This window comes from Pseudomonas sp. Nvir, from assembly GCF_963778085.1.
GTDB lineage: Bacteria > Pseudomonadota > Gammaproteobacteria > Pseudomonadales > Pseudomonadaceae > Aquipseudomonas > Aquipseudomonas juntendi.
Genome location: NZ_OY970405.1, coordinates 1,526,749 through 1,549,122, shown reverse-complemented (window position 1 = coordinate 1,549,122; position 22,374 = coordinate 1,526,749). Strand labels below are relative to the sequence as shown.

26 protein-coding genes are annotated in these 22,374 nt (G+C 59.1%); 3 read left to right on the top strand and 23 right to left on the bottom strand.

All coding sequences use genetic code 11. The features are described 5' to 3' along the window. Positions 1-166: 166 nt before the first annotated feature. Positions 167-373, top strand: a complete 207-nt coding sequence (locus tag AACG97_RS07545) for a hypothetical protein (RefSeq protein WP_197886020.1) — start codon at positions 167-169, stop codon at positions 371-373. On the opposite strand, the gene AACG97_RS07540 is transcribed toward AACG97_RS07545, so the two are convergent. Then, positions 370-960, bottom strand: coding sequence for a hypothetical protein (locus AACG97_RS07540; protein WP_197886019.1), 591 nt, complete (start codon positions 958-960; stop codon positions 370-372). The genes AACG97_RS07545 and AACG97_RS07540 overlap by 4 nt on opposite strands. A 94-nt stretch (positions 961-1,054) precedes the next feature. Here AACG97_RS07540 and AACG97_RS07535 point away from each other — a divergent pair, with 94 nt between their 5' ends. After that, entirely contained in the window at positions 1,055-1,423 is a 369-nt protein-coding gene (locus AACG97_RS07535) for a Rap1a/Tai family immunity protein (protein ID WP_197886018.1), read from the top strand. Positions 1,424-1,837: 414 nt separating this feature from the next. Further along, a complete protein-coding gene (locus tag AACG97_RS07530; protein ID WP_064314708.1) occupies positions 1,838-2,581 on the top strand; it encodes a hypothetical protein in 744 nt (247 codons plus the stop codon). A 2-nt stretch (positions 2,582-2,583) separates the two neighbouring features. Here AACG97_RS07530 and AACG97_RS07525 read toward each other — a convergent pair whose 3' ends face one another. From AACG97_RS07525 to AACG97_RS07420, 22 genes are all read right to left on the bottom strand, one after another. Further along, complete coding sequence (locus tag AACG97_RS07525) at positions 2,584-2,808, bottom strand: hypothetical protein (protein WP_064314709.1); 225 nt, start codon at positions 2,806-2,808, stop codon at positions 2,584-2,586. A 13-nt stretch (positions 2,809-2,821) separates the two neighbouring features. Further along, positions 2,822-3,316 (bottom strand): DUF2514 domain-containing protein, encoded by a 495-nt coding sequence (locus AACG97_RS07520; RefSeq protein ID WP_064314710.1) that lies wholly within the window; start codon positions 3,314-3,316, stop codon positions 2,822-2,824. Beyond that, positions 3,313-3,801, bottom strand: coding sequence for a glycoside hydrolase family 24 protein (locus AACG97_RS07515; protein ID WP_064314362.1), 489 nt, complete (start codon positions 3,799-3,801; stop codon positions 3,313-3,315). The genes AACG97_RS07520 and AACG97_RS07515 overlap by 4 nt, the downstream gene beginning before the upstream one ends. Positions 3,802-3,860: 59 nt before the next feature. Then, the gene (locus AACG97_RS07510; RefSeq protein ID WP_064314711.1) at positions 3,861-4,085 is read right to left on the bottom strand and encodes a hypothetical protein; all 225 of its coding nucleotides are present in this window, start codon (positions 4,083-4,085) and stop codon (positions 3,861-3,863) included. 61 nt (positions 4,086-4,146) lie between these two features. Further along, positions 4,147-4,317 (bottom strand): hypothetical protein, encoded by a 171-nt coding sequence (locus AACG97_RS07505; protein ID WP_009681808.1) that lies wholly within the window; start codon positions 4,315-4,317, stop codon positions 4,147-4,149. Continuing rightward, a complete protein-coding gene (locus AACG97_RS07500) occupies positions 4,301-4,681 on the bottom strand; it encodes a hypothetical protein (RefSeq protein ID WP_009681809.1) in 381 nt (126 codons plus the stop codon). The genes AACG97_RS07505 and AACG97_RS07500 overlap by 17 nt, the downstream gene beginning before the upstream one ends. Continuing rightward, positions 4,678-11,559 (bottom strand): phage tail protein, encoded by a 6,882-nt coding sequence (locus AACG97_RS07495; protein ID WP_313317401.1) that lies wholly within the window; start codon positions 11,557-11,559, stop codon positions 4,678-4,680. Before AACG97_RS07495 ends, AACG97_RS07500 begins: the two co-directional genes overlap by 4 nt. Further along, positions 11,559-11,957 carry a DUF6950 family protein gene (locus AACG97_RS07490; protein WP_070086310.1) on the bottom strand — a complete coding sequence of 133 codons (399 nt, stop codon included), beginning with the start codon at positions 11,955-11,957 and terminating at the stop codon, positions 11,559-11,561. The genes AACG97_RS07495 and AACG97_RS07490 overlap by 1 nt, the downstream gene beginning before the upstream one ends. A gap of 5 nt (positions 11,958-11,962) precedes the next feature. Then, positions 11,963-12,559, bottom strand: coding sequence for a hypothetical protein (locus AACG97_RS07485; protein ID WP_064314502.1), 597 nt, complete (start codon positions 12,557-12,559; stop codon positions 11,963-11,965). Further along, entirely contained in the window at positions 12,559-13,143 is a 585-nt protein-coding gene (locus AACG97_RS07480) for a hypothetical protein (protein WP_064314503.1), read from the bottom strand. Before AACG97_RS07480 ends, AACG97_RS07485 begins: the two co-directional genes overlap by 1 nt. Before the next feature lie 9 nt (positions 13,144-13,152). Further along, positions 13,153-16,494, bottom strand: a complete 3,342-nt coding sequence (locus AACG97_RS07475) for a tape measure protein (RefSeq protein WP_154211954.1) — start codon at positions 16,492-16,494, stop codon at positions 13,153-13,155. A gap of 37 nt (positions 16,495-16,531) precedes the next feature. Beyond that, entirely contained in the window at positions 16,532-16,888 is a 357-nt protein-coding gene (locus AACG97_RS07470) for a hypothetical protein (RefSeq protein ID WP_064314505.1), read from the bottom strand. A gap of 62 nt (positions 16,889-16,950) precedes the next feature. Then, positions 16,951-17,247, bottom strand: a complete 297-nt coding sequence (locus tag AACG97_RS07465) for a phage tail assembly protein T (RefSeq protein WP_154211957.1) — start codon at positions 17,245-17,247, stop codon at positions 16,951-16,953. 23 nt (positions 17,248-17,270) lie between these two features. After that, positions 17,271-17,738 carry a phage tail assembly chaperone gene (locus AACG97_RS07460; protein WP_154211956.1) on the bottom strand — a complete coding sequence of 156 codons (468 nt, stop codon included), beginning with the start codon at positions 17,736-17,738 and terminating at the stop codon, positions 17,271-17,273. Next, entirely contained in the window at positions 17,738-18,208 is a 471-nt protein-coding gene (locus AACG97_RS07455; RefSeq protein WP_064314507.1) for a phage tail tube protein, read from the bottom strand. The genes AACG97_RS07460 and AACG97_RS07455 overlap by 1 nt, the downstream gene beginning before the upstream one ends. An 8-nt stretch (positions 18,209-18,216) precedes the next feature. Then, a complete protein-coding gene (gp17, locus tag AACG97_RS07450; RefSeq protein ID WP_064314508.1) occupies positions 18,217-18,564 on the bottom strand; it encodes a tail completion protein gp17 in 348 nt (115 codons plus the stop codon). 4 nt (positions 18,565-18,568) lie between these two features. Continuing rightward, a complete protein-coding gene (locus AACG97_RS07445) occupies positions 18,569-19,039 on the bottom strand; it encodes an HK97-gp10 family putative phage morphogenesis protein (RefSeq protein WP_064314509.1) in 471 nt (156 codons plus the stop codon). Continuing rightward, complete coding sequence (locus tag AACG97_RS07440) at positions 19,036-19,356, bottom strand: phage head closure protein (RefSeq protein ID WP_064314510.1); 321 nt, start codon at positions 19,354-19,356, stop codon at positions 19,036-19,038. Before AACG97_RS07440 ends, AACG97_RS07445 begins: the two co-directional genes overlap by 4 nt. After that, positions 19,356-19,832: a head-tail connector protein gene (locus AACG97_RS07435; RefSeq protein WP_064314511.1), complete on the bottom strand. Its 477-nt coding sequence runs from the start codon at positions 19,830-19,832 to the stop codon at positions 19,356-19,358. The genes AACG97_RS07440 and AACG97_RS07435 overlap by 1 nt, the downstream gene beginning before the upstream one ends. Before the next feature lie 3 nt (positions 19,833-19,835). Further along, positions 19,836-20,225 carry a hypothetical protein gene (locus tag AACG97_RS07430; protein WP_064314512.1) on the bottom strand — a complete coding sequence of 130 codons (390 nt, stop codon included), beginning with the start codon at positions 20,223-20,225 and terminating at the stop codon, positions 19,836-19,838. 43 nt (positions 20,226-20,268) lie between these two features. Continuing rightward, the gene (locus AACG97_RS07425) at positions 20,269-21,483 is read right to left on the bottom strand and encodes a phage major capsid protein (RefSeq protein ID WP_064314513.1); all 1,215 of its coding nucleotides are present in this window, start codon (positions 21,481-21,483) and stop codon (positions 20,269-20,271) included. Between the two features lie 14 nt (positions 21,484-21,497). Then, the gene (locus AACG97_RS07420) at positions 21,498-22,373 is read right to left on the bottom strand and encodes a head maturation protease, ClpP-related (RefSeq protein ID WP_009685295.1); all 876 of its coding nucleotides are present in this window, start codon (positions 22,371-22,373) and stop codon (positions 21,498-21,500) included. Position 22,374: the final 1 nt, after the last annotated feature.

The following is a 22,374-nucleotide window of genomic DNA, read 5'->3' as shown; positions in this document are numbered from 1 at the left end:
TTACCTCAGGGCAAGGTGCCGGAAAAATTTTTAGAAAATCCTGGTTTTGGAAAAACGCTGCCAGACGACTCAGCCCATATTTGGACTCAGTCCCCTGCCAGCTAGTCATACCATCCTGTAAGCTCCCTGGCTCGTGCATCACCACCAGGATAAGGGAATCCCTGATATGGACGACAAAGCCGCTGCAACCGCTAATGCCCTCGAACTGCTGATAATGAACCAGCCAGCCCTCCGAGCTGCTATCGAGGAACTGAGCACTTGGATACGCCAACGTGGCTCTGTGAACGTCTACGACAATTCAATGGTGGCTTTGCAGGCCCTGGACACAAACGCCGATGGGATTACCTCAGCAATTGAACGATTACGAACCTAAGCACGAGGAAGCACTTCAATCAGGTCGAAACTATACGAACCGTGCGTGAGGGCTTCGTGAAGCTCGATCCCCGCCACCTCAAGCAACAGCTTCCATATCTGGTCAATGTCGTCTGAGCATTGCCGCATAAAGTCCGTGCTCAGACACTTTTCCCAATCAGCGCCTAGGTCTACATCGTCGTATCGCTCCTCAGGACCAACTTCGACTACCTCGTCTACCAAGACGACGCTAGGCTTGCCGTGAGCGATAATATTGCGAAATTCTTGCAGCCGCTTGATAGCCGAGTAAGGGCGCTGTGAGCGGTCGGGCTTGATACCCAACTCCTTGAAAACCATGTTCACCTTGATGTGAAACGGCTTCCACTCATCCCAGTTTTCCACTTTCTTAGCGCCGATAAAGTTAATCCGAGACTCAGAGGCAAACGCGAGCATCACCAGACACGCAGTGACATCCAGCAAAATCCCCTCGCGGTTTCCCGTAGCCTCCATTTCCTCGACCCGCTTACGCAGATGGTTTGCTGTATTGGAAATGTCGTTATGAATATGGATATGCTTGATAGCTGTCTTATGTATGCGACGAACATCCACCGTATCTCTCCCACTGCACGAAATTCAGCTATCCAGGGTAGCGAGCTAGCTAGGCTGCCTGTAGCATCGTCGCATAAACTATACGGACTAAGAAATGAGAAAATGGGCAACTGTTCTGGCACTCACAGGAACTTTTATAAGCGGAAATGCTATGGCTGATGGGAATCAGCTGCTCACACAATGCCAGGCAGCAGTACGAGCCCTGGATGGCTTAGATTCCAACAACGTCGGATTCGGTGCTGGCTACTGCCTAGGTCAGGTGAGCGGAGTAATGGATATGGTCGGTGCTTTCGCGGAGGACCTTCCTGCCGAGTTCAAGGTTTGCATCCCGCGCCCTGGCATTCAGTACGGACAAGGGGTAAGAATCGTTGTTCAGTACCTGAAAGATCACCCCAAGTTCCTTCACCTGGAAAACTCGATTCTCATCCTCAAATCGTTCCAGACGGCCTATCCCTGCAAGTAACCACTTCAACAAACCGATCCGCTCATTAGCGCACCTGAAATCCCGCCTTGAGGTGCGCTTTGGCCAAGATAAACTACGTACAATTGCTACGTACAATCCGAAAACGAAAAAGCCCCGCAGACCTTGATCTGCGGGGCTTCACGTAAAATGGCGGAGAGATAGGGATTTGAACCCTAGGTACTGTTGCCAGTACAACGGATTTCGAATCCGTTTTTGGCCTCATATTCTTTTGAGGTATTTTCATAAAATCTAAATAAATCAGAAACTTCGACGCAAGGTGACGCAACAGCATTCCACAACATTCGGGGGATCGATTCCCCCAAGATTCCCCCACAGCTTCTGATAGCATTTGGCCTCTCCAAACCAGCGTCGTAGCTCTACTCACCGCTACCCCAGCGTTTACTGATTTACCCCATGGATGAACAGATGACTACAGATAATCCAGCCGCTCGCGCATTTCGCGTACTGAAAGCAATCGAAGCGATGCCTAACACAACTGAGACGAAGAAGGCATGGCGTGAAGCATTGGGAATCAAGGGGAATGATGAAGGCCCCCTGCTGATTGGGCTTGGTCAATTCATCGCGGTCACAACCGAAGCCGTTGAGCTTATGAATGATCGATACCCTCCCCTGAAATCCCAGACCACCACGTGGCACCGGACGTTCACGAAGGCCATGCAAGAGCAGGTGTTAACTAGCCACATCTCGACTTTCACATCGAGATATAGCAGCGCCTCGAACGATTTCCTACAGGTCATGAATCAAATGCTCGCTATAGATTCGCCTCCTGAAATTGACAGCCTGGTTATTCTCGATTTCCAGCAGGCTATCTCCAACTTGATCAAAGAAGTTATAAGCAGCGACGTTGAAATCAAAGTTAAAGAATACCTTGTCAAGTCACTTAGAAAAGTGGAATCAGCACTTGACAATTACCGCTTCACTGGAGTCGTACCGGTACTGGAGTCAATTGAGATCGTAGCTGGCCATATGTTTACTGACTCGAACTTCAAAAAATCGTTGGACGCGGATCTCGGATACAAGGTCTTTTCGACCTTGGGTGCAGTAGCCGATGGCGTGTCAATAGCTACCGGAGCACCGCCTTCTCTGTGGGCTCAGTTGGGAGAAGGCTTGAAAGGTCTCTTACCGCAATCAGTCTGATATCAGTGAAGACGGGGCAGGTCTTTGCCCCGGGCCGTGGCCACCACGCGCAGTTGATAGTCGGATACCGCCTGGAACAAAGATTCCGCCAGCAGCCGCAGCCGCTCGACCTCCTCGGCCGGCGCGCCGCAATCCTTGGCCTGGTGATACTCGCGCATTGCGTCGATGGCCTGCTGAATCAGCGGCTCGCCGGCCTCGACCATGCCGATGAAGGTGCGCTTGTCCACTGCCCTGCTCCGATCACTTGATCAGCGCATTATAGGATGCTTCGCATGCGAGCCCCGCTATTCGGGCTTGGTCATAAGCTTTCGCCAATTCTCCCGCTCGAGCATCAGCCCGTGTGAGCAGGTCGGAGAGCACCATGGCGGCGCGGGTGGCTGCCTTGCCTCGGGCGATAGCACCGGTATCCGGGCCGGGGCAACTGACGGAGGCTGCGAGCTGAGCGACGTCGTGCTGCAGCCGCTGGCCAGCAACATCGGCGCCAGCAGCCCCAGTGTCAGCCACTTGGTGTTGTTCGTGTGCACGGGCTCTCGCCTCCTCCTGCGCCTGGGCGCGTCGTTGTTCTTCCGCGCGGGCATCGCGCTGTCCCAACGTCTCGGCCAGCCGATCGCCGCTATCACGCTGCGCCGATGTGGCAAGCGCCTGACTGCGCTCCACCGACCGGCCATGCTGGTATATGCCCCAATATGAAGCCAGCACCAGGGCCAATAGGCCCAGCCGCACCGGCCAGTTCATGCCAGCGCTCCGCCGAGCTCCACCCAGCGCCCGAGCAGCTTGTCCAGGCGGTGCGGGTTTTGCCCATAGCTGTTGCCCGGGAAGCTGGCCCAGATGTTCGAGCACTTGGCGATCGCCTCCTGAATGCGGCCGGCTTTGACATCGTCGAGGGCGCGGCGCTCGCGGATCTGCTGCAGGGCTACGCGATCCTGATTCTCAGGGGTGAAGCCGCCAGACAGGCGCAGGCTGACCCGGTACGCATCCCAGTAACGCTCGAGCAGCTGGTACCGGCCGGCAGCGGTGCTGGTGACCGGTTTGCCGTTGATGGGGAATGTCAGCTTGCGCCTTGGGTGGTCGGCGTACCCCTGGAACAGGCCGCCACCGTACAGCACGTTGTAGCCGTCATCGCTGGCTTTTACGGTCGAGGTGCCTTCGGAAAAAGCGATCAGATCCAGAAACCGGAGCACATTCGCGCCTCCGGCCTGGGGTTCGGTGAGTCTGGCCATGGTTTCTCCAAGCGAAAAAAAGCCCGCGCTTGGCGGGCATTGGGTGGTTGCGAACGCCGTCAGGCAGCAGACGCCTCAGGCCCTGGTGCTGGTTCTGCCGGATCTTTCGCGCTGATGGAGACCTTGGCGGTGTAGTCCTTCAGCACTTGGGCGACACAGACCTGGGCGGCCGGGAACTGGGTCAGAATCTCGCGGGCTCGGGCGTCGGCCTCCTCCTGGGTGGCGTAGCGAGTTTTGTTGGCAACTTCGTAGTCATTGCTCAGGTTGATGGCGACAAATGGCATGGGTAAATCTCCAGGCAAAAGAAGCCCGCTCGATGGCGGGCATTGGGTAGTCGGCTTGGATTCAAGCCTTGGGGTGTTGCTGCTTGATCTGCTGCAGGGTCGAGAAGAACGGCTCAGCCTTGGGCATATGCCCTTGATTCATCGCGTGCCACAGCATGTCCAGTTGCTCCTCCACCGGCGGGTACTCGGCCGCACGGCGCTTGGTGTGGTCGCTCTTATGCTGAATTTTCAACGGTGAACTCCTGATCGCGGTATGGCCAAAGGGTGACCGTGACGGTGTAGATACCCGGCGCCGAAAATCCCAGCTCGATGTCACTGCCGTCAGCGGTGTAGGTTTCGCTCTCGATGTTGACGGCGGCACCTTCGTGCACCCCCTTCAACCAGAGCCCTTGGAGAACCGCCCCCATCTGGGGACGCTCCTTGAGCATTTGCCCCATCACGAAGTGATCGGCCGGCCTTGCCGGTGTGGCCACCTGGATGAAAGGCCGGTCGGTGTTGAGTCTGATGATCTGCTTCCCGTACTCGGGCGGGCAGCTGACGGCAAATACGATCCGGCCGTCAGGCTCATAGGCTGCGAAGTGTCCAGTGTTGCTCATCGTTTGGTTCCCATCGCAAAGAGGTTATGATTTTTCACGCCGACCCCCGTGTTCTCCCCCCACCACTTCACAGTGACGACGAAAAAACCCGGGCCAACGCCGATTGATCCCATCAGGTTAGGGAAACCATCCGCCCAGTCGCCGCCACCTTCCGCGATCACCAAGCCGTTGATATCCATCTGGAATTGGTACTTACGGATACCACTGCCAAACCCTTGGTAGCAGCTGTACTGGGCCGTGATGAAACCGCCCTCGTCCATCTGAACGCCGACAGCGACTAGGTTTTGCCATTGGCCTACCCCCGCACCCAGCACATTCCCGGGGCTGCTTGCCGATACCGGCACAGTGACAGCGTTACCACGAATTCGCAGCGTGTCGATTTCCGCCACCCCGATCTTCGCGGACGTAATCGCACCGTTGGCGATCTTGGCGTTGATGATGCTGCCATCACGAATGAAGGCATCATTCATAAACACCTGGCCGCCTTGAATCGCAAACGGGCTGACGTAACCATTGCCGGCGGCGTTGATTACCGCGAACTGGTCCGCCAAGACGGCCACGACCGACTGCAGCACCCCATTCTGGTTCTGAATGCCTACTCCAATCCCACCGAGCGCATAAACTCCGCTTTGCGTAACTGCAACCTTGATCGAGAACTGAGCGTTGACCCGATTATTCAATCCGGTCTGCGCGGTACTGATCTGCTGTACCGAAGCATTGGTGGCCCCCAAAGACGATTGGGTGCTCTGAATTTGCTGACTGAGTGCTCCATCAGCATCGCTTCGGGCCTTGGCTTCGTTCTGAATCGCGGCGTTGGCATCTCCGACAGAGGACAGCAGTCCATTTATCCTCTGTGTTTCAGCCGCCAGCTTGTCGCCCTGCTGGGATACGTTGACACTGAGCGAATCAAACGCCCTACCCGAAGCAGCCACCGACCGCCGACCGGCTGCGATGTAGGCAATGTCCACCTCGCCATTGGCATCACCTGAGTTGTACATGTCCAGGCGGATGGCCCAGATCTTCTTCCCGTTCCAGCCTGCGTGGCCGGAAAGGTCGAACTCAATGTCCTGCCAGTCCCCGTTAGAGGTGCTGATAGGCCAATTGAACCGCCGGGCCTCGGCAAGGCCCCCATCCTCATTGGCCCAGTACATAGCCGCACTGGTCCGGCCGGTGTTGCGCCGGCGCAGCCTGATCCTCACAAGAGGGTTCGCGGCTCCGTCTATGACGGGGAAGGTGTTGGTTGCCTGAATGGTCGTGAACTTGGCGACAGTTGCGTACTGAGGGCCAGCGGTCAGGGTTGCTCCAGACGTATTGGCTATCCATCCCTCGACCGAGTTAACGAACTCCCAAGTCTGCCCAGCCACGAATGGCAGAGCGGTGCCAATCTTCGCCTCCAGGTTGGTGATGCTCGTGGATTGCGCAGTCAGTCCGCTTTCCGTAGCAGCGACGCGGTTGGCCACGCTGGTCAGCGCAGCGGTCGACGCCTTACTGGCCAGGCCAGTGGAACCGTTGTTGACGCTGTTCTCAAGGCTGGTCGTTCTGCCGGACACAGAGGTGATGTCTTTGCCCTGCTGGCTCACGCTGGATGTCAGGCCGTCGACTGCCGTAGAAACGGCGCCGATGGTGGTGCTGTTGACCTGCCCGTTGTCTCGCCAGCCAGTCGGCCGCGAACCGTATTCGACCTGTGGCCTGGCAACCTCGAAAGTACCAGCAGCACTACTCCCGCTTGCAGCGTGGGCCCGGTAAAACACCCGAACCTTGGCGGCGCCAGCAGGAGCAATCGATGTGAACGACACGCGATCGCCGGACACCGATACGGGCACAACCAGCGAGGCCGGAGCAGAGATTACGGCTCCGGCGGCGTTTGCCCACTGATGGAAGATCCTCAATCCCAAATCGCCTGAATCGGAGGTCTTTCTTGCATAGATCGACGACGTCACCGTCTGACCTGGGGCAACTGCAGGAGCCCGTTCACTTGCTGTGACCAGCGACGTGTAAGGGTTGCCCGAAGCTGTTGTGCCAACGCCGGTGGTGGTGCACCGATATGCATTTTCTGCAGCGTTAAGCCAGGAGCTGACCATTGAGGGCGTATAGGTCGCCGTCCCTTCCGGCACCCATCCATCAGGATTGTTCCCCGTAGCTGCTCCCAATTTGGTGAAAGCCGGGTTGTAGAGCAGATTCTCTCCGCCAACGTCTCCGATCGAATTGTCCAGTTGAGTTAGCCGACCACTGACTGACGTCAGCCCCTCCTCCGTGCTGGAGACACGACCCGATACGCTGTTGATCGCTGCAGCGTTTGCTTGCGCTGCGCTTTGAGCGTTCTTGGCGTTGTCCTTCCAGGCACTCACTACCGTGGATAGTTCAGCTTGGGCGCGATCAATCTCGTAGTAGCCGTCACTGGCGGTACCACCCAAAGGACCTCTGACGCGTAAAAGAAGGTCTGCCCCGATCGTCCCCGCTGGAGCGGCAGCGCCAGTGAAGACTGGTCGGTTCCATGCGTCGCTCAGAATGGTTCGGAGCGGTCCATGCGTCCCTACCGTGGCCCCACCACTGTTCTTGTATTGCAGGTATATCTCGCTGACCAGATCCTGGGTGCCCCGGACATACGCCGACACTGTCAGTACCTGCCCTGGCGCCATGGACACCCAGCTTGCGTTCGGTAGCGCAACATCCACATACGCGGAGCCGGACAGCCCTTTGGCATCGACACGCTGCGCCTTACCGCGAGGGTCCAAGGTTGACGGCACCAACGACAGGAGCCGATTGGGTGCAGACAGCGAGGAGCCAATACGCCAGCCATCAGCAAGGCCGGCAGTTGGCCCCTCTACCTCAAACGAAGGGTTAGGCAGTAGGTTCTCGCCGCCAACCTGGCCGAGCGATGCATTAATGCCAGTGATCGCCTCGCCAGCGGCGGTGATGGCTGTGCCCTGTTGCTCTACCTTATTCGTGAGGCTCTGAACGGTAGAGGCATCAGCCTTTGTCGCTACTTGGCTCAGGGCATTGGCCGCTGCTGCTGCGGCATCCGTGGCTACCTTGTCCGAAACTGCCTGCCATGCGGAGCCATTCCACCGTTTGGGTGTGTTCCCGCCACCTGTGGTATCAATCCAAAGGTTCTGGATCTGCTGGTTGATGGCTGAAGGTGTTGAGTTTTGGACGATCACCTTGCCCTTGGCGTCAGCGAGGCTGTATGCGTCTTGGGCAGCCTTCTGCGCAGCTGACACATTACCGTTGGTGGCATTGAGCCCACCCTGCAGATTTACGATCGACTGGCTCTGGCTGGATAGCTTTCCTTCTGCTTCGGTAACCGCGTTGTTCAGAGTGGAAACGGCTTCTGCCGAGGCCGAGGCGGAACGCCTACCAACGGCGATATAAGCGATATCGATCTCGCCGCTTGTATCACCGGAGTTCATCATGTCCAGGCGGATGGCGTAAATTTTCTTGCCGTTCCACCCGGCATGGCCGGACAGGTCAAGCTCGATGTCCTGCCAATCCGTGGTTGTGGCGCTGATGAACCACCCAAAGCGCCTTGCCTCGGCCAATCCGCCGTCTTCGTTGGCCCAGTACATCTGGGCACCCGCCCGGCTGGTATTACGCCGCCGTAGCCTGATCCGCAGATAAGGGTTCTCTGCGCCTGCAACGACTGGGGTGAAATTGCACTGAAGGTTCGGGTTTGCAGTCACGGTAGCAAACAGCGGGCCCGCAGTAATCGTCCCGTTTGTCGCGGTCGCCACCCAACCCCTTGTCGAACCGGTGAACTCCCAGGCACGGCCAGCAACGAATGGCTGGGCAGCGCCTACGCTGTTTTTCAGCTGCGTGATATCAGTGCTCTGGCTGCTCAGTGCCCCTTCAGCAGCCTCCACTCGGTTACCCAGGGACTGGACAGCCGAAGCATCCGCCTTCTTGCTCACACTATCGGTCAACGAAGTCAGGGCTTGGCTCTGCGACAAAAGCTGCTGATCCTGCGCCTTGTCCTTGTCTTCGGTAGCCGCCACCCGGGTGGTGACCTGCTGCAGCGCCTGCGAGCTGGCCTTGCCGTCGATGCTGGTCTGCATGCCGTCCATGCGGGTGGCTTGCGACGTGAGCTTGCCCTCGGCATCGCTGACCCGGGTGGTCAGGCTGCTGACTACCGTGGCGTCGGCCTTAGTCTGGGCCAAGGCCAATGCGCCGGCGGCAGCTGCGGCAGCATCGGTTGCAACCTTGTCAGTAACAGCGACCCAGGCGGTGCCACTCCACCTCTTCGGCGTGTTGGCATTGCTGGTGGTGTCGATCCAAAGGTTCTGAGCCAGACGGTCGGCGACGGCAGGCGCGGCCGACTGAACAATGACCTTGCCCTTCCCGCCCGCGAGCGTGGCCGCATCCTGCGCAGCCTGCTGGGCAGCCGACACGTTGCCGTTGGTGGTGGTAAGGCTCGACTGCAGGCCCGAGATCTGCTGGGCCTGGGCTGAGGTGGCGCCCTCCAGGGTTTCGACTTTTGTTTCCATGGTCTGGACGCGCGCGGCCATGCCGTTGGCAGTCACCACCGCCTGGCCAACATCGGTCCAGTAGGTGGCGTTCGGCGGTGGCGTGTTCAGCGGTACCGCTTTTAGGGCCTGGTACAACTTGCCATCACTGCCCAGGGCGCTTTGCCCGACGCTGTAGGCCTTGTCTTTCCGGTACGGCAACGAGCCGGCCAAGGCCGAGACGTTGGCGATCTGCTGCTGCAGGTCGGCCTTGGCAGCCGACACATCAGTGCTCACAGCGGTGATCTGCTGCTGCAAATTGCCTTTGGTGGTGTTGAGGGCGTTGTTCACCTCACTGATCTGCTGGGCCAGCTCGGTCTTGGCCGTTCCTATTCGATCGTTGACCGACCCAGGCCCGTTCATGTCTATCAGGTCGATGCGACTGGTGAGCTGTTTACCCAGTTCGCTTTCGGTGATCTGGCCTGCAATGACATCCAGCATCTGGGTTGGATCGCTGGATGTCGCAGCAGGCACGAACAGGAAATCACTTTTTCCATACGCGTTCGCGGCCCGCACGTAGTAGAAGTACTCCCGGGCGAATGCCAGCCCAGTGTGGGTAAAGGTCAGGCCCTGTCCCAAGTACACAGCGTCCGCAATAGGCGCCGAAGGGTTGGTGGCATAGAAGTACTCATAGGTGCCGCCATTAAGGCTGTTTTGCAGGTTGGCCGGTACCAGCGTGATGGTATCGACCGACGCAAACACAGCACAGCTCTCCGGAACGGGAGGGCCACCCACGTTAACGCTGATGCTTGCCTCGCCAGATCGGGTGCCAGGGCCAAAGGCAACAACACTCATGGCGTAAACGCCAGAGGTGAGGCCATTGATGTTGCAACTCGAGGCTTCACCGCCAATCTTGAGGGACTGTACTACCTCGGTGCCCTTGCGAATCGTCACGGTGTAGCTGAGCACGGTCTGTATCGGTGGCGTCCAGCTCAGCACGCCTTGGACTACCTCGGCCACACCGCTGGGGGCCCAGGCCAAGCCAGTGACTGCAGCCAGGCCGCCAACCGGCAGGTTGATGAACCCTAACGGGTCATAGGGTTGGCCCACAGCATCATCAAAAATCGCTTGCTCATAGGGCTTGAGGGTGACTTTGCAGGCATCAGCGGCGCCCATGGTCCAATCGGTGACTATGAACTCGCCCAGGATATTCAGCGACGGCAGATCGACTTTGACTGCACGCCCCGGGCGGCAATTGTAACCATTGAAGTTCAGCGGCACGGCCAAAGAGCCACCCGAGCGCCGCCGCCGAAGGCTGATGTTAGCGAGCCGCTGAGCCAGGTAGGCGTCCGTCACGTAGGCAAACGACTGCGACTCAGCGAGCTCGCCACCATCGCTAGCGATCCAGTCCTGAATTGCGACCTCTGGATAGTCGGTCTCTGCCCAGGCCTGCGCGGGATCAATAAACGTCCCACGCATGGTGTTGATGGCGTCGCTGTTGCTGACCTCGGTCGTGCCCTCAACGGTGCCGATGACCATGTCTTCGTTGATGGTGAAGTCAGCCGGGCCATAGTAGGCGCCCACCTGCAGCGACCAACGGCCGCCAACGCGGATCAGTGTCCCGGCGCAGGCCGACAAAAGGTTATCCAGAACGGTATTTCGCTTTTCATCGGCACCAATGACCGCGCCGGCGAAATACCTGCGGGTGCCCGTGTTATCTGGCCCGATAACAGTTTCATCGCATACGTTGGCCGCACTGGCGAAAGATTCAAAGATGATCTCGTCATCAGGAATCGCGCAGCGGTTGCGCAGGTACCAGAGAATCAGCAGCGCCGTGTTGGCCGAGTATCCCAAGGCGCCGTTGCGCGGGTCATACACATCACTGCGCCCGCGGACCACGAAGCGCACATCAGGAATGCCGGATGGAAATTTCTCTGCGTCATACTTGAACGACAGGCGAACAAACGATAGGCCGCGGCCGATCTGCTCTTGGCGCCAGTCTGGGCAGTTGGCCAGGAGGAACGCGTTTGCCTGGGTCGGGTCAATGATCACCTCAGAAGTGGCATTCTCCCCCAACTCAGACAGGGGTCGCTCATCCACGTAGATCTCATCGACACCCGCAATGGCGCCTTCGGACAGTACGTAGACAATATGCAGCCACTCACCACTGGTCTGATCACCAGGCTGTTCCTGAACCCAGGCGAGCACACCCCCAGTGCTGACACGGCCAAGAATGAAGCGAACCGGAGCCTTGGACGACCGAACGGTCTGTGAGCTTGGCTCGGAGCTATTGGCGCCTGATACCTTGGCTGCGCCAGTGAGGCCGGCGAAGATGCCCTGTACGCCGCCGAACACGTCCTTGATCGCGCCAACGGGATCGTACAACGCTTTGATTGGAGCCGTTACCAGCTTGGCAACCGACTTGATAGATTTGCTCACTATTCAACTCTCCATGCCGCCAGTGGGTTGCAGTCCACGCTGGCCGCGCCTATGTCGGTTGCCGCCCAATAGCGATCTGACCAATACACCGCCACGCATTTGCCCTGCTCGTTCTCAAAAGCGACGATGTCGCCGCGCTGCACGAACTCAACGGGCACCCGCATGAAGTGAGCATCCAGTACGGCCTCAAGCGAGCCATGACGCGCTGCAATGACGCGCTTGGCGCCGATCTCCGTCTTGTATCGCCCGCGGTACTCCTTCGCCGGATCAACGCCGCAAATAGCCATTGAGCAGTCCGACACGAACAGGCAGCAGTCAAATTCGCCCCATAAAAAAGGCCGCTCGGAAGCGGCCTGAATGGTTTCGTGTAGCCTCGCGGGCCATTCTCGATAGCGCATGACATTTACTCGTAGGTGAAGGACGGCGCGTCTTTCTTGGCGCCCCAGTAGATGGGCCATTCCGCCATCTGCGCGACGGCGTAGAAGAAGCGGTCACCGTCGTGGCGGGCTCGGTGGTTCTCGTCGGTCCAGCGCTCAGTACCAATCCGGTTCCACTCGGCCATGCGGTCGATAATGGTGACCGTGATGGTGCTATCCCCGCCCGATCCGCCATAGGAAAGTTTGGCGGCGTCCATACGACCGCTGAACAGAATATCAGCCGCGTAATTCCCGGCCTCGTCATAAACGACAAACATCAGGCGGGCCGACCGGCCTCGACAGCCAGCCACCGAGGTTTGGGAAAGGATGTAGCTGTCCAGGCCATTCAGCGTCAGATCGATGGACAGGGAAGAGCCCGAGTCAGCGCTTTCGCTGGCCGCGCCCACTTCGCCGAAGGTGCCAACGCCGTCGTACGCGTGACCGTTGATGACCAGTTGACCAGTGCCTGTGTGTGCTCTGACCATGCCATCCGCGAAATCCAGCTCGCAGGCGAACACCGGCGTGAAGTTGCCTGCAGCAATGATGCTCAGCACTGAGGATGAAAATGGGAAAACTGCAGCCATTAGAAGGCCTCCCGACATTCGATGGAGAGCTCGGCCACCACGGGCCTGATAGCAAGGGTGTAGCTGTCTTCTGTGAGGCGCATGATCGAGTAAGGGTTTCGGTATTCCACTGCCGTGCCAGCTAGCAGGGCAGAGCGCAACCGTCTGTTCAGGGGCAATACAGCCGTGCCACCGGAGCTGGATACCACATCCTCAACCACCTCGTGCATCACACCATCAATGGTGATGTAGTCGCCCTGCCTGAACACCCGGCGGCTGCCCTGCAATCCACTCAGGGTAATAGTTGAGGCCATGGCTGAACCGGTCTGCACAACCGGGGCACCGATATTGTCCGTCCGCTTGCGCGTGAACGCAGGCAGCTTGAACGTGCCGAAGCGCCCCTGCAGGCGCCCCATGAACGCAGTCACGATCCGGTCACGATCACGGGTCAGCGGTGGCAGCGACAATGAGCACTTCCAATACGAACCCGGGTAACCCACGATCTGCTGGCTGTTGTTCAGCGTGGAGCTGAAGTCGCGGTTGTTGTAGACCATGCCCCAGCTCATCTCAGCAGGGCACACCTGGGCTGGCCATTCGATCGCCATCGTTCCACCTTAAATTTTCTTGCGGATGCTCTGCATGATCTGGCCATTTCGGTTCACGTCTTGGAGGATCGCAGTTACCGTCTGGCGCATGCCTTGCTGAACCATCGCTACCGTCTGAGGGCTCACGTCGCCGTTCACATGGAAGACCTGGTGGATAGCCACGGGTTGAGAGGCGAGCTTAGGATTAGAGCCAGCGCCAATGCTCGCACTGTCTTCGCCAGCAGATCCCGATCTTTCAGAGGCAAAGAATGAGGGCAGATTTGCTGAGCCGACGTAGCCACCATTGGCAAATCCACGCTTACCGCTTTGGTTCAGGCCAATCAGGTAGTCCTTCATGCCCGGCTGATCAACCACCTCCTTGCGAATCACCACTTCCCCGCCGTGCACAACACCTTTGGGCTCGTACTTGCCGCCCACGCCGGTGTAACCACCCTCCGAGAAGCCCGCTATCGCCGTAGCTGCCATAATCCCGATCGAGGCATAACCCAGGCCGGAAACCAGTGCTGCCGCTGGAATCCCGAGAATAGGCCCCATGGTCAGAGCTTTGGTGGCGGCCTCCTCCGTGTTAACGATGGCCTGGGCAATTGCCGCAGCCTTCGAGGCTGCAAACATGACCTTGTAAGCCGTCGAGCTCTTGCCAGCCATGTCGCCCATCATGTCCGCAACGCTGCCAGTCATTCCGGCGAAGATGCCAAGGGTTGTTGAGGTATAAGCGGACTGTATAGATTCGAGTTGGTCGGTATTTTGCTGATTGATATCCCTGACGCGATCAAGATACTGCTGCTCGCTCGACAGCTTAGCGTCATGCAATGCTTTTTGTCGGGCCAGCTCGGCTTCGTGCCATTCGGCCAATTTTTTATCGGCCTCAGCTACTTTTATTAGTTCACCGCTAGGCCCTCCGACAGAGGCGTCTAGGCCTCCAAAGCTTGGCGCCTCGGTGACGGATGCTTTTGAAATAGCGTCAGCGCCAGCGCGGTACTGATCAGAGCTAAGCGTTCCAGCACGATTGGCATCCTCCAGAACCTTCATCCGTTCGCGGGTGGTGGCAAGCAGCGATTGCTCCTTTGTCTGCAAGCTGGCCATTAAGCCGTCGTATTCCTTGCGCGCATTCAACGCGTCAAGTTCGATTGCTTTCCCCTCCAGCCGCAACTTGTTCTGCTGGCTCAGATTCGACAGTTCGCCGTTGGCCAGCTCGTAACGCAGACGACCCAGCTCGGTAGTCTCGCCGAACAGAGCCACCTGCTGGGTCAAGTTGGCCAAGGTCTGCTTGTAGGCATCATTCAGGCGCTCAGCCTGACGCTGGATATCCTCGGACGCCTTTTTAGCCCTCTGCTGCGCCTCTTCAGATGCCTTGGCTGCAGCTTCCGAACCCTGAATGGCCGTAGCGAGGATTCGCCAGCCCTCGGCTGTCCCTGGGTCAACCCCTTCACGCTCGATCCGACGGTTGATTTCGCCCAGAAGATCACCGCCATCACGAACAGATTGCAGGCGCTCCACCAGGTTCTTGGTGTAACTGTTCCAGCCGTCGACCGTTTTCTGGTCCGGGCCCGGCATGCTCTTCAATCCGGCATTGGCGCCAGCCGCAGCGGCGGCAACGTCATCCAGTCGGCCACGCAGCATGTTAGCCACGTCGCCATAATCACCCGAGGCCTTGATTGCCTCACCATAGGCAGCCGCCGAGGCGTTGATGGCTTTCGTCATCTCCTCGTTCGGACGGATGGCAGCGACAAGCTGCTGGGTGGCTGAATCAATGTCCTGGCCACCAGCAATCCGTCGATTGAACTGGGTTACTGCCTGGTCGCGCTGGAATGGGTTTGCGCCGTAGGTGTCGCCCCATTTGTCATTGGCCTGGGCAGATGCGCGAATCTCGCGCAAGGCTTTCTGAGCTGCGGCCTGGGCGTCAGCCTGCTGATCAAGAACTCCAGCAAGCTTGTATCGGGCCTGCTCCTTGCCCAGCTCGGCAAACTCCTTACGGAGCTCTTCGACGGGACGCTTGAGGTCAATGGTAGCTTTCCTGGCCTTTTCGCTGTTGGCACTGAACAACAGGTAGCTGGCAGCAACGGCGCCAGCGGTCAGAGCGAGGCCTGCAGGGCCTCCAAGGACGCCAAGAAGCGCACCGCCTGCCCTACTCGCGAGAGAGGTAGCCGCATTGTTTGCCGCTTGGGCAGCGGTTTGTGCAGCAGCCGCTTGGGCGTCCGCGAGACGCGCAAGCCTCAGTCGACTCAAGGCAGCGGCGTGAGCATCGGTGAACTTGGTAGCAGCAACCTGGGCTTCCGCCGCAATGGTCTCAGCTGCAGCGCGGCGGGCTGCCATTGTCGCCGCATCTAGTTGAGCAGCAGTCCTTCCGATCTCAGCAGATTGGGCGCTGCGGATTGCCTTTACCTGGTCCCACAAGTTCTTTGTGAAGTCGAGTACTTTTCTTCCGCCAAATGCGGCTCCTAGCGCCAGCGCCGAACCCGCCAGTACATCCATGTTTTCAGCAACTAACGTAATAGCTGCTGCTAGAACTTTCGTGCTGCCGGTGGTGCCATCCAACCCGCCAGCCCATGCCTGAAATGAGTTGTTGACGGTAGTCATGGCCGCGCCCACGGACCCGGGAAGGTCCTTAAACTCTCCCTGGAGAGTGCCTAGCTGGCTGATCAGAGCTGGGACAACTTTATCAATCGTAAGCAGACCTTGGTCCGCCATCGCTTTCAAGTCTTTCCGAGCGACCCCCATCCCTGTTGCCAATGCTCGTATAACTCGATCGCCGTTTTCGTTGACCGAGTTAAACTCCTCCCCTCTCAGCACCCCTTGACCAAGTGCCTGGGAGAACTGAGTGATCACAGATGATGCTTCGGCGCCACCTGCCCCCGATAGCTGTAGGCCGAGCGCCAATGCTTCCGTTACACCCAGCACATCGCTCGAGGAATATCCGAACTCGCGCATGGACGCGGAAGATCTGCTGAATAGGTTTGCGTTATCTGCGAAAGCCGTTCCGGTTCTTTGGCTGATTTCAAATAATGCTTTCTGGCTGACGGTAAAGTCTTCTGTACTGGTGGACGCCTGCTTAAGCCTGGCGTTAACCTGATTCCAGCTATCTGCCTGGTGAATCAAATTTCCAACTGCCAGCGCCCCTGCCATCGCACTTGCATATCCTCCGACAGAGGACGTTAGAGATTGCATAGCCGCACTTTGAGCGCGAACCGCAGCTTCTTGTGATCGCCAAGAGCTTACCGAGTCCCGATTGCCTGTCGTAATGGTGCGCAGATAGTTCTGTCCCATTCTCCCGGCTTTGGCCATCTCGCGCTGATAAGCACTGGTCTCAGCGGACACGCTAACGATCAGAGAGCGAAGTGTTTGCCCTGCCATGCCTTTCTCCAGACATTAAAAAACCCGCCGAAGCGGGTTAATTGGTTCTTTCACTTTGAACAATCTCGTTGCCCTCATCGATGTAATACCTCCATCGATTCCGGCAATCTGCATACACGACGATTTTATCTGGAGGGTTACTCAGCTTCTCAGATAGCCCAACGTACTCCACCTGGTCGCATCGAGTTTGTTTGCCGGCCTTGAATAGAGCAGCCCGCTCAACATTCTTGATTCGTTCAATTCCAGAATCCCCCCACTTCTGAAAAGTTCGAGGGTAATTTTCTCGCGTGTAAACAGAAAGGGCAGATTCGTCCACCACTACTTCGGAATCTGGCCTCTCAGAGCTTCCGCAACCGTAGATCACCAGCGGCAAAATAAATAATAAGCGCTTCATATTTCCTCCTTGGAAACGGAGGAATCTACCACGATGCACCATGTTGGAAAAAACTCGCCGACCTAACTCTCAACCGATTTCGCCATCAAGAAGGCCTTGAACAGCTCCTCCCCTTCTTCCAAGGCTTGCTCTGTAGCCGGCTTCTCCGCCTTCCATTGCGGCAGCAGATCCATCGGGGTCACCTTGGCGCCCTGGGCCTGCAGCGTCGATGCGGCTACGATCGCCGCCTGGATGTCACCTCGAGCATCGCTCAGCGGCGAATCCTCGTTGTAGGCCTGCCAGAGGAACAGTTCCTCAGCACTCATGTTCTGCTTGAGATCCTGCAGGGTCATGCCCAGCCGGAGGGCCAGAGTCAGCATGAAAGCCAACTCTGGCTCCTCCGTCAGCCGTTTCCCGCCGCTTCGACCGGGTCTTGTGCGCCAGCGCCCGCCTCGACACCGCTCAGCTCGAACGCCTTGCCCACCAGCCGGTCATGCACCGGACTGAATGCCTTCGCCACGGCGGGCACGTCCTCGTCCTCGAAGATTCGGGCGTGCGATTCGTCCAGCAGGGTGCGCGCCAACACGAAGGCGTATAGCGAAGAAGAGTCTATATCGACCAAGCGTGCGGCCTGGTCCTCATCGCCCCCCTCTTCCGGCTGCTTGCTCAAACCGACAGCCGCACGCGCCGCAGCCACTACAGCCGCAGCGCGACGCCGGTACTCGGCCCAGTCGCCTGCGCTCAATGCCATCACCACGACCTTGGCACCATCCCATTCCGGAACCTCAAGCGGCTCGTGCTTGAAATTCCGGATGGGGTCGAGGGCCATCGCACGCAGGCTAGACGCACCTGCAGCCTTTGTGCGGGCCATTATGGAGTCACCGGTGGAACAGTGAAGCTGACCTTGCCGGTGATACGAACGTTGAAGGTGCCATTCACGGTGCCGTTAGGTGCGGCGTCCCAAGTGAACTGGGTGACCAGGCCCAGGAAGGTCGAGGATGTGCCGTCCTTGAACACCGACTTGAATGCGCGTGGCTCGCCGTCATCACGAGCGGTGCGGAGCACGGTCTGGGCCTCGTCATCGGCTTTCCAGTTACCGGCCATGCTGAAGGTGCCGTTGTCGGCCAGACCGACGGTGAATTCCTTAGCCTCACTGGCCAGGGTGGTAACCTCGATCTCATCCGACTGGCCGCCTTGAAACTGCGGCTGCTTGATCGTCACCGACAGGTCGGCGTATTCCAGGCCTGCTTCGGCCGGATCGAGGGTGGTGGTCTTGGAAACGCTGAGCTGGGTACCCTGCGTTTTCACAAACTTCGCTTTGGTGGGGTTCTGCGCGGCCATGAGGCCTCCTATGGTTGCAGGGTGTACTCCCAGCGGACGCTGAAGAGCTTGGTGTCATCTTCGAATTCGTCAGGCAGGCGATCAGCGCTGCCGGTGGTGAAGTCGTCGCCGGCGGCGGTCATGGCCGCAAGGGCCTGTTCCGCAAGCGTGAGCGCTTCGAGGTAGGTGGTGCCCCAGGCGTCTAGCTGGATACTCGCTCCCCGAAAGCCATCTGGCCCGGATAGGGTGATTCCTACTTCACCACCTATGGTCTGGATCACTAGGCGGGGCTGAGCAGCGTCTACCGGTGCAACGCCGAAATACACGCGCCCCTCGACAAGAGGCGACAGCCTGTCGATCAGGGATTTCTCGATCATGGGATTACCGGGTGATGGCGTTATCGATACCTTCGGCCAGCTTGTCGCTCACGGCCTTTTCTATCTGGGGAAGGCTTCCGTCCCAGGCCGGCCGGATGAATGGATGGGCTCGCATCTTGGAGGTGCCAAGCTCCAAAAACTTCCAGTAGAACGGGGCATCCCAGTCGGTTGCCGAAGTTCGCCCTTTCTTGCCTGGGCGCTTTAGGGCCTTGGACTTCTTTCCTTTGGGACTCTTCACCCGGACGCCAGCAGTGGCGCCGCCTGGGGTATCCGACTGTTTGAGGCGAGTCGCGGTGATGTTTTTCTTGAGCTTGCCGGTGCGCACAGGCGCCGCAGCCCGAGCTTTGTCCCGAGCGATACGGGCACCGGCCATGACGGCATCACGCACGATCTTGTTGCCTGCGGCTTTCGCCAAGCGCTCGAAGTCCGCCTGTAGTTCTCCCAGCCCGAGCACCGTCAACGAACCATTGCTCATGATGGTTTCACCGTCTTGCACATGAGTTTGAGCATGTCCCGCTGGTTGGTAGGCAGCGGAGCGATGATCTCGTAGGTGATGCCCTGGTGAACCAGGTGCTGACCAGCGACCACATCCTTGCGGTACCGAATGTTGATCTCGGCGCTGACCTGTACTTGCATCTGTGACGCAGCTTCGTACATGCGGCCGGATGGAATGTTGATCTCCGCCCACAGCGGGCCAAGATCCCCCCAAACCTTGGTGGGCTGGCCCAAAGTATCCTTGCCCTCAATAAAGCCGCGGCGCATGCAGCGGTGCCGCAATGGTCCGGCACGCATCACACACCCAGCCGGATGCGATAGGGCATCAGCAGGTGTTGCGAGGCTATCGGAAGCTCAGTAACGGTGATCCCGGCCACAACGTCCTCACGATTGGCAAACAGGTGGCCGAGCTTGAGCAGGCAAGCCGCCTGGATGGACGGATTCAGCACCATGCCGTAGACGATGGCGTCGGCTTGGTCGTAGGCGTCGGCCAGCGCCTGGCGGGCGTGCTCGAGGAGGCGGCAGCGCAGGGTATGGTCCTGCTCCGCCTCCGCAGCAGCGACCGCGGCAGCATGCTCATCCTTGGCTTGCTGCAAGGCGGCCGACACGCCAGCGCGTGCTTCGTCGAGCGTAACCTGATCCAAGTAGAAGCGGCGGTTGAGGAACTGCATGGCCGTCTCTTCCGCTGCATCAAGCTGGGCTTGGACCAGTACCTGATCTTCAGGATCGGCCCGCAGGTGGTGCATGGCCAGATCGATGGCGATCACGGGCATGGGTTACTCCTCGGCCTGCGCCGGCTCGCCACCGGCGATCAGTCGCTCAGCTTCCGCATTGGCTTCTTCCTGATTACCGGAGAACGCGCCAACCTGGTTGCCTTCAACGTCCACCACGATGTACTTGCCAGCGCCCTTGTGCTTAGCCTTGAAGGTGGCGACTGGCGGAGCAATCGGCAAGGCTACCGGCCCCAGGCTGCTGGTGGTCAGCACGCCCGCGCCAGCGGCATCTTCCTTCGAAATGGTCACCACCACCTCGCCTTCGGAGTCGTCCAGTTCGACATAGCCCTTCTGGATCAACTGGCGTCCGTGCTGCTCGATGGTCTCGAAGGACGTGCCCTCCACAAGCGTCTGGCCGCCCAGGTACAGAGGTTTCAGGGTTTTCAGCTTCATGAATGCCTCCAGGGGCCGTCACTCGGACGGCCCTTACGCAGGGTTAAGGGGTGACCGGGGCGGCGAACTCACCGAAGATGAACGCTTCAGGACGCTTGACCGCCAGCGCAGCACGCTCTTCACAGCGGATCGAGATGAGGTTCTTCTCGAAGTCGTCGGCGTTCTCGGTCGAGATGACCACGTTGGCGTCTTCACGGTCGAACAACTGAGCGCCGGTCTGGAATGCGCCGGTCAGGAACTTGCCCAGGAAAGCAGCGACCTCGGTAGCCACCACAGGCAGCCCCCACAGCACGGGGCCAGCCAGACCCAGCGGGTTGGCAAGGATGTAACGGCCCAGCGTGTCCTTGGTCAATTCGATCTTGGCCCAGTCCATAAAGTGCAGGACATGGCCAGACGCAGGCAGGCGCGCTAGCTGGGCCTGCAGCATCGCCAAGCGGAGGTCGTCGATGCCCGAGCGCTTCTCGACCTCGAATGCCGGCACATACTTGGAGGCCTGCGGGACGATACCGTGCAGGTGCACACCGGTGCCGTCACCGAACAGGATCTCCTGCTCTTCGACGTACTTGAGGCCGTAGCGCATTTCTACGTCGATGGTCGAACCCAGCTGGGCGAAGTCGTCCAAGATCTGCTTGGAGGCCTTGAACATGTGGGCGATGGTCGATACCGCGGTGAGCTTCGACGCGAATTCGATGCTCGAGTACGGCTTGGCAGTTCCCTCGGCCACGACTTTGGCGGCGTTGGTGAAACCGGTCTGCTGCACCCAGAAGATCGCCGGGGCGGTAGTTCGACCCGGGGCGATCAGGTCGCGAATGAACAGCCGCTGCTTGGGCGCGGTGTCGATCCCGGGCAGGCGCTGAGGCTCGACGATGCCGGCGGGAACATCGGTGGACAGCAGGGCGGCGCTGACCGGGATGTTCACGCGCTTGCCGCCTTCGATGCTGGCCGCGAACTGCTTCAGCGCTTCGCTTTTGATCACCACGCCGCCAAGGCTGTCTTGGGCTTGCGGGGTGCCTGGCGAAGGCAGGCGTGCGAACTCCTGTTCGAGCTCGCCCAGCTGGGCTTTCAGCTGCTTCTCGGCCTCGGTCAGGCTGTTGAACTTGGTGGCCATCTCATCGACGGCGGCTTTGGTTTCTTCGGACAGGCTGCCGGCCTTCTTGGCCTCGGCCAGGGCGTTTTCGGCCTGTTTACTGAAATCGCTGGTCGCCTGTTTGAGCTCGGCGGAAACCTGCTTGAGCAGGTCAGCGGTATTGTCTGCCATGGGATTGTCTCCGGTTATTTGAGGGCTGCTGCCGAGAACCGCGACATGGCGGTCTGTAGTTCGGCAAAGTGGGTGGCCAGATCGGCCGGGGGTTCGGCAGCGCTGCGCGTACCGGAGGGGGCAGCGCCTGGCGTACCACCCTTGAGTTCTTGAATGAGGGACCGCCGCTCGGAGCGGGGCATCCCCTGCTTGGCCAGGATCGCGTCCAATCGGCGAGCTGCGACCTGGTGCGGCGCCTTGGCCTGTGGGTCTTCCTGCGCGGCGTCCGATGGGAGAAGGCCGTCAGCGAAGCCCGCTTCTACGGCCCCGCTCCCGCCCATCCACGTCTCGACATCCATGAGGGCGCGCATCGCGGAGACCTCATCGCCGGTTCTGACCGAGTAAATGTCGGCTAGGGTCGCGTCGATCTGGTCGAGGAAGTCGGCGACCTCGGTGAAGTCGTTTCGATCGCCGGCGGCGATGGTCCAGGCGTTGTGGATCATCATGAAGCCGGCGCGGGCGATCTGGATCTCATCGCCTGCCATGGCGATGAACGATGCAGCCGATGCAGCCAGGCCAAGCACCTGGACGGTTACCTTGCCCTTGTGCTCGCGCAGCAGGTTGTAGATCGCCAAGCCTTCGAAAACATCGCCGCCTGGGCTGTTGATCTTCACGGTGATGTCTTTGTCGCCGATGCTGCGAAGTGCGGCACTGACGCGCTTGGCGGTAACGCCCTCACCCGTCCACCAGTCCATGCCGATCGGGTCGTACATGGTGATGGTGGTGGAGTCGTCACCAGCTGCCGCCTTGATCGCTGGATTCCAGCGCTCCATGGCCTTGGGCAGTAGATCGGATTCGACGCGCGCGTGCGGCCGCACCGCCGGCGCTGCCGGTAGTGTCTTGAGAGTCATG

Excerpts from the sequence above, each read along its gene's own strand:
- AACG97_RS07455 (WP_064314507.1), bottom strand. The coding sequence starts at position 18,208 with ATGGCCGCGCAGAACCCCACCAAAGCGAAGTTTGTGAAAACGCAGGGT.
- AACG97_RS07545 (WP_197886020.1), top strand. The coding sequence starts at position 167 with ATGGACGACAAAGCCGCTGCAACCGCTAATGCCCTCGAACTGCTGATA.
- AACG97_RS07530 (WP_064314708.1), top strand. The coding sequence starts at position 1,838 with ATGGATGAACAGATGACTACAGATAATCCAGCCGCTCGCGCATTTCGC.
- AACG97_RS07520 (WP_064314710.1), bottom strand. The coding sequence starts at position 3,316 with ATGAACTGGCCGGTGCGGCTGGGCCTATTGGCCCTGGTGCTGGCTTCA.
- AACG97_RS07485 (WP_064314502.1), bottom strand. The coding sequence starts at position 12,559 with ATGGCTGCAGTTTTCCCATTTTCATCCTCAGTGCTGAGCATCATTGCT.
- AACG97_RS07420 (WP_009685295.1), bottom strand. The coding sequence starts at position 22,373 with ATGACTCTCAAGACACTACCGGCAGCGCCGGCGGTGCGGCCGCACGCG.
- AACG97_RS07430 (WP_064314512.1), bottom strand. The coding sequence starts at position 20,225 with ATGAAGCTGAAAACCCTGAAACCTCTGTACCTGGGCGGCCAGACGCTT.
- AACG97_RS07470 (WP_064314505.1), bottom strand. The coding sequence starts at position 16,888 with ATGAAGCGCTTATTATTTATTTTGCCGCTGGTGATCTACGGTTGCGGA.
- AACG97_RS07490 (WP_070086310.1), bottom strand. The coding sequence starts at position 11,957 with ATGCGCTATCGAGAATGGCCCGCGAGGCTACACGAAACCATTCAGGCC.
- AACG97_RS07475 (WP_154211954.1), bottom strand. The coding sequence starts at position 16,494 with ATGGCAGGGCAAACACTTCGCTCTCTGATCGTTAGCGTGTCCGCTGAG.
- AACG97_RS07465 (WP_154211957.1), bottom strand. The coding sequence starts at position 17,247 with ATGCTGACTCTGGCCCTCCGGCTGGGCATGACCCTGCAGGATCTCAAG.
- AACG97_RS07460 (WP_154211956.1), bottom strand. The coding sequence starts at position 17,738 with ATGGCCCGCACAAAGGCTGCAGGTGCGTCTAGCCTGCGTGCGATGGCC.
- AACG97_RS07435 (WP_064314511.1), bottom strand. The coding sequence starts at position 19,832 with ATGCCCGTGATCGCCATCGATCTGGCCATGCACCACCTGCGGGCCGAT.
- AACG97_RS07425 (WP_064314513.1), bottom strand. The coding sequence starts at position 21,483 with ATGGCAGACAATACCGCTGACCTGCTCAAGCAGGTTTCCGCCGAGCTC.
- AACG97_RS07510 (WP_064314711.1), bottom strand. The coding sequence starts at position 4,085 with ATGCCATTTGTCGCCATCAACCTGAGCAATGACTACGAAGTTGCCAAC.
- gp17 (WP_064314508.1), bottom strand. The coding sequence starts at position 18,564 with ATGATCGAGAAATCCCTGATCGACAGGCTGTCGCCTCTTGTCGAGGGG.
- AACG97_RS07500 (WP_009681809.1), bottom strand. The coding sequence starts at position 4,681 with ATGAGCAACACTGGACACTTCGCAGCCTATGAGCCTGACGGCCGGATC.
- AACG97_RS07440 (WP_064314510.1), bottom strand. The coding sequence starts at position 19,356 with ATGCGTGCCGGACCATTGCGGCACCGCTGCATGCGCCGCGGCTTTATT.
- AACG97_RS07445 (WP_064314509.1), bottom strand. The coding sequence starts at position 19,039 with ATGAGCAATGGTTCGTTGACGGTGCTCGGGCTGGGAGAACTACAGGCG.
- AACG97_RS07480 (WP_064314503.1), bottom strand. The coding sequence starts at position 13,143 with ATGGCGATCGAATGGCCAGCCCAGGTGTGCCCTGCTGAGATGAGCTGG.
- AACG97_RS07535 (WP_197886018.1), top strand. The coding sequence starts at position 1,055 with ATGAGAAAATGGGCAACTGTTCTGGCACTCACAGGAACTTTTATAAGC.
- AACG97_RS07515 (WP_064314362.1), bottom strand. The coding sequence starts at position 3,801 with ATGGCCAGACTCACCGAACCCCAGGCCGGAGGCGCGAATGTGCTCCGG.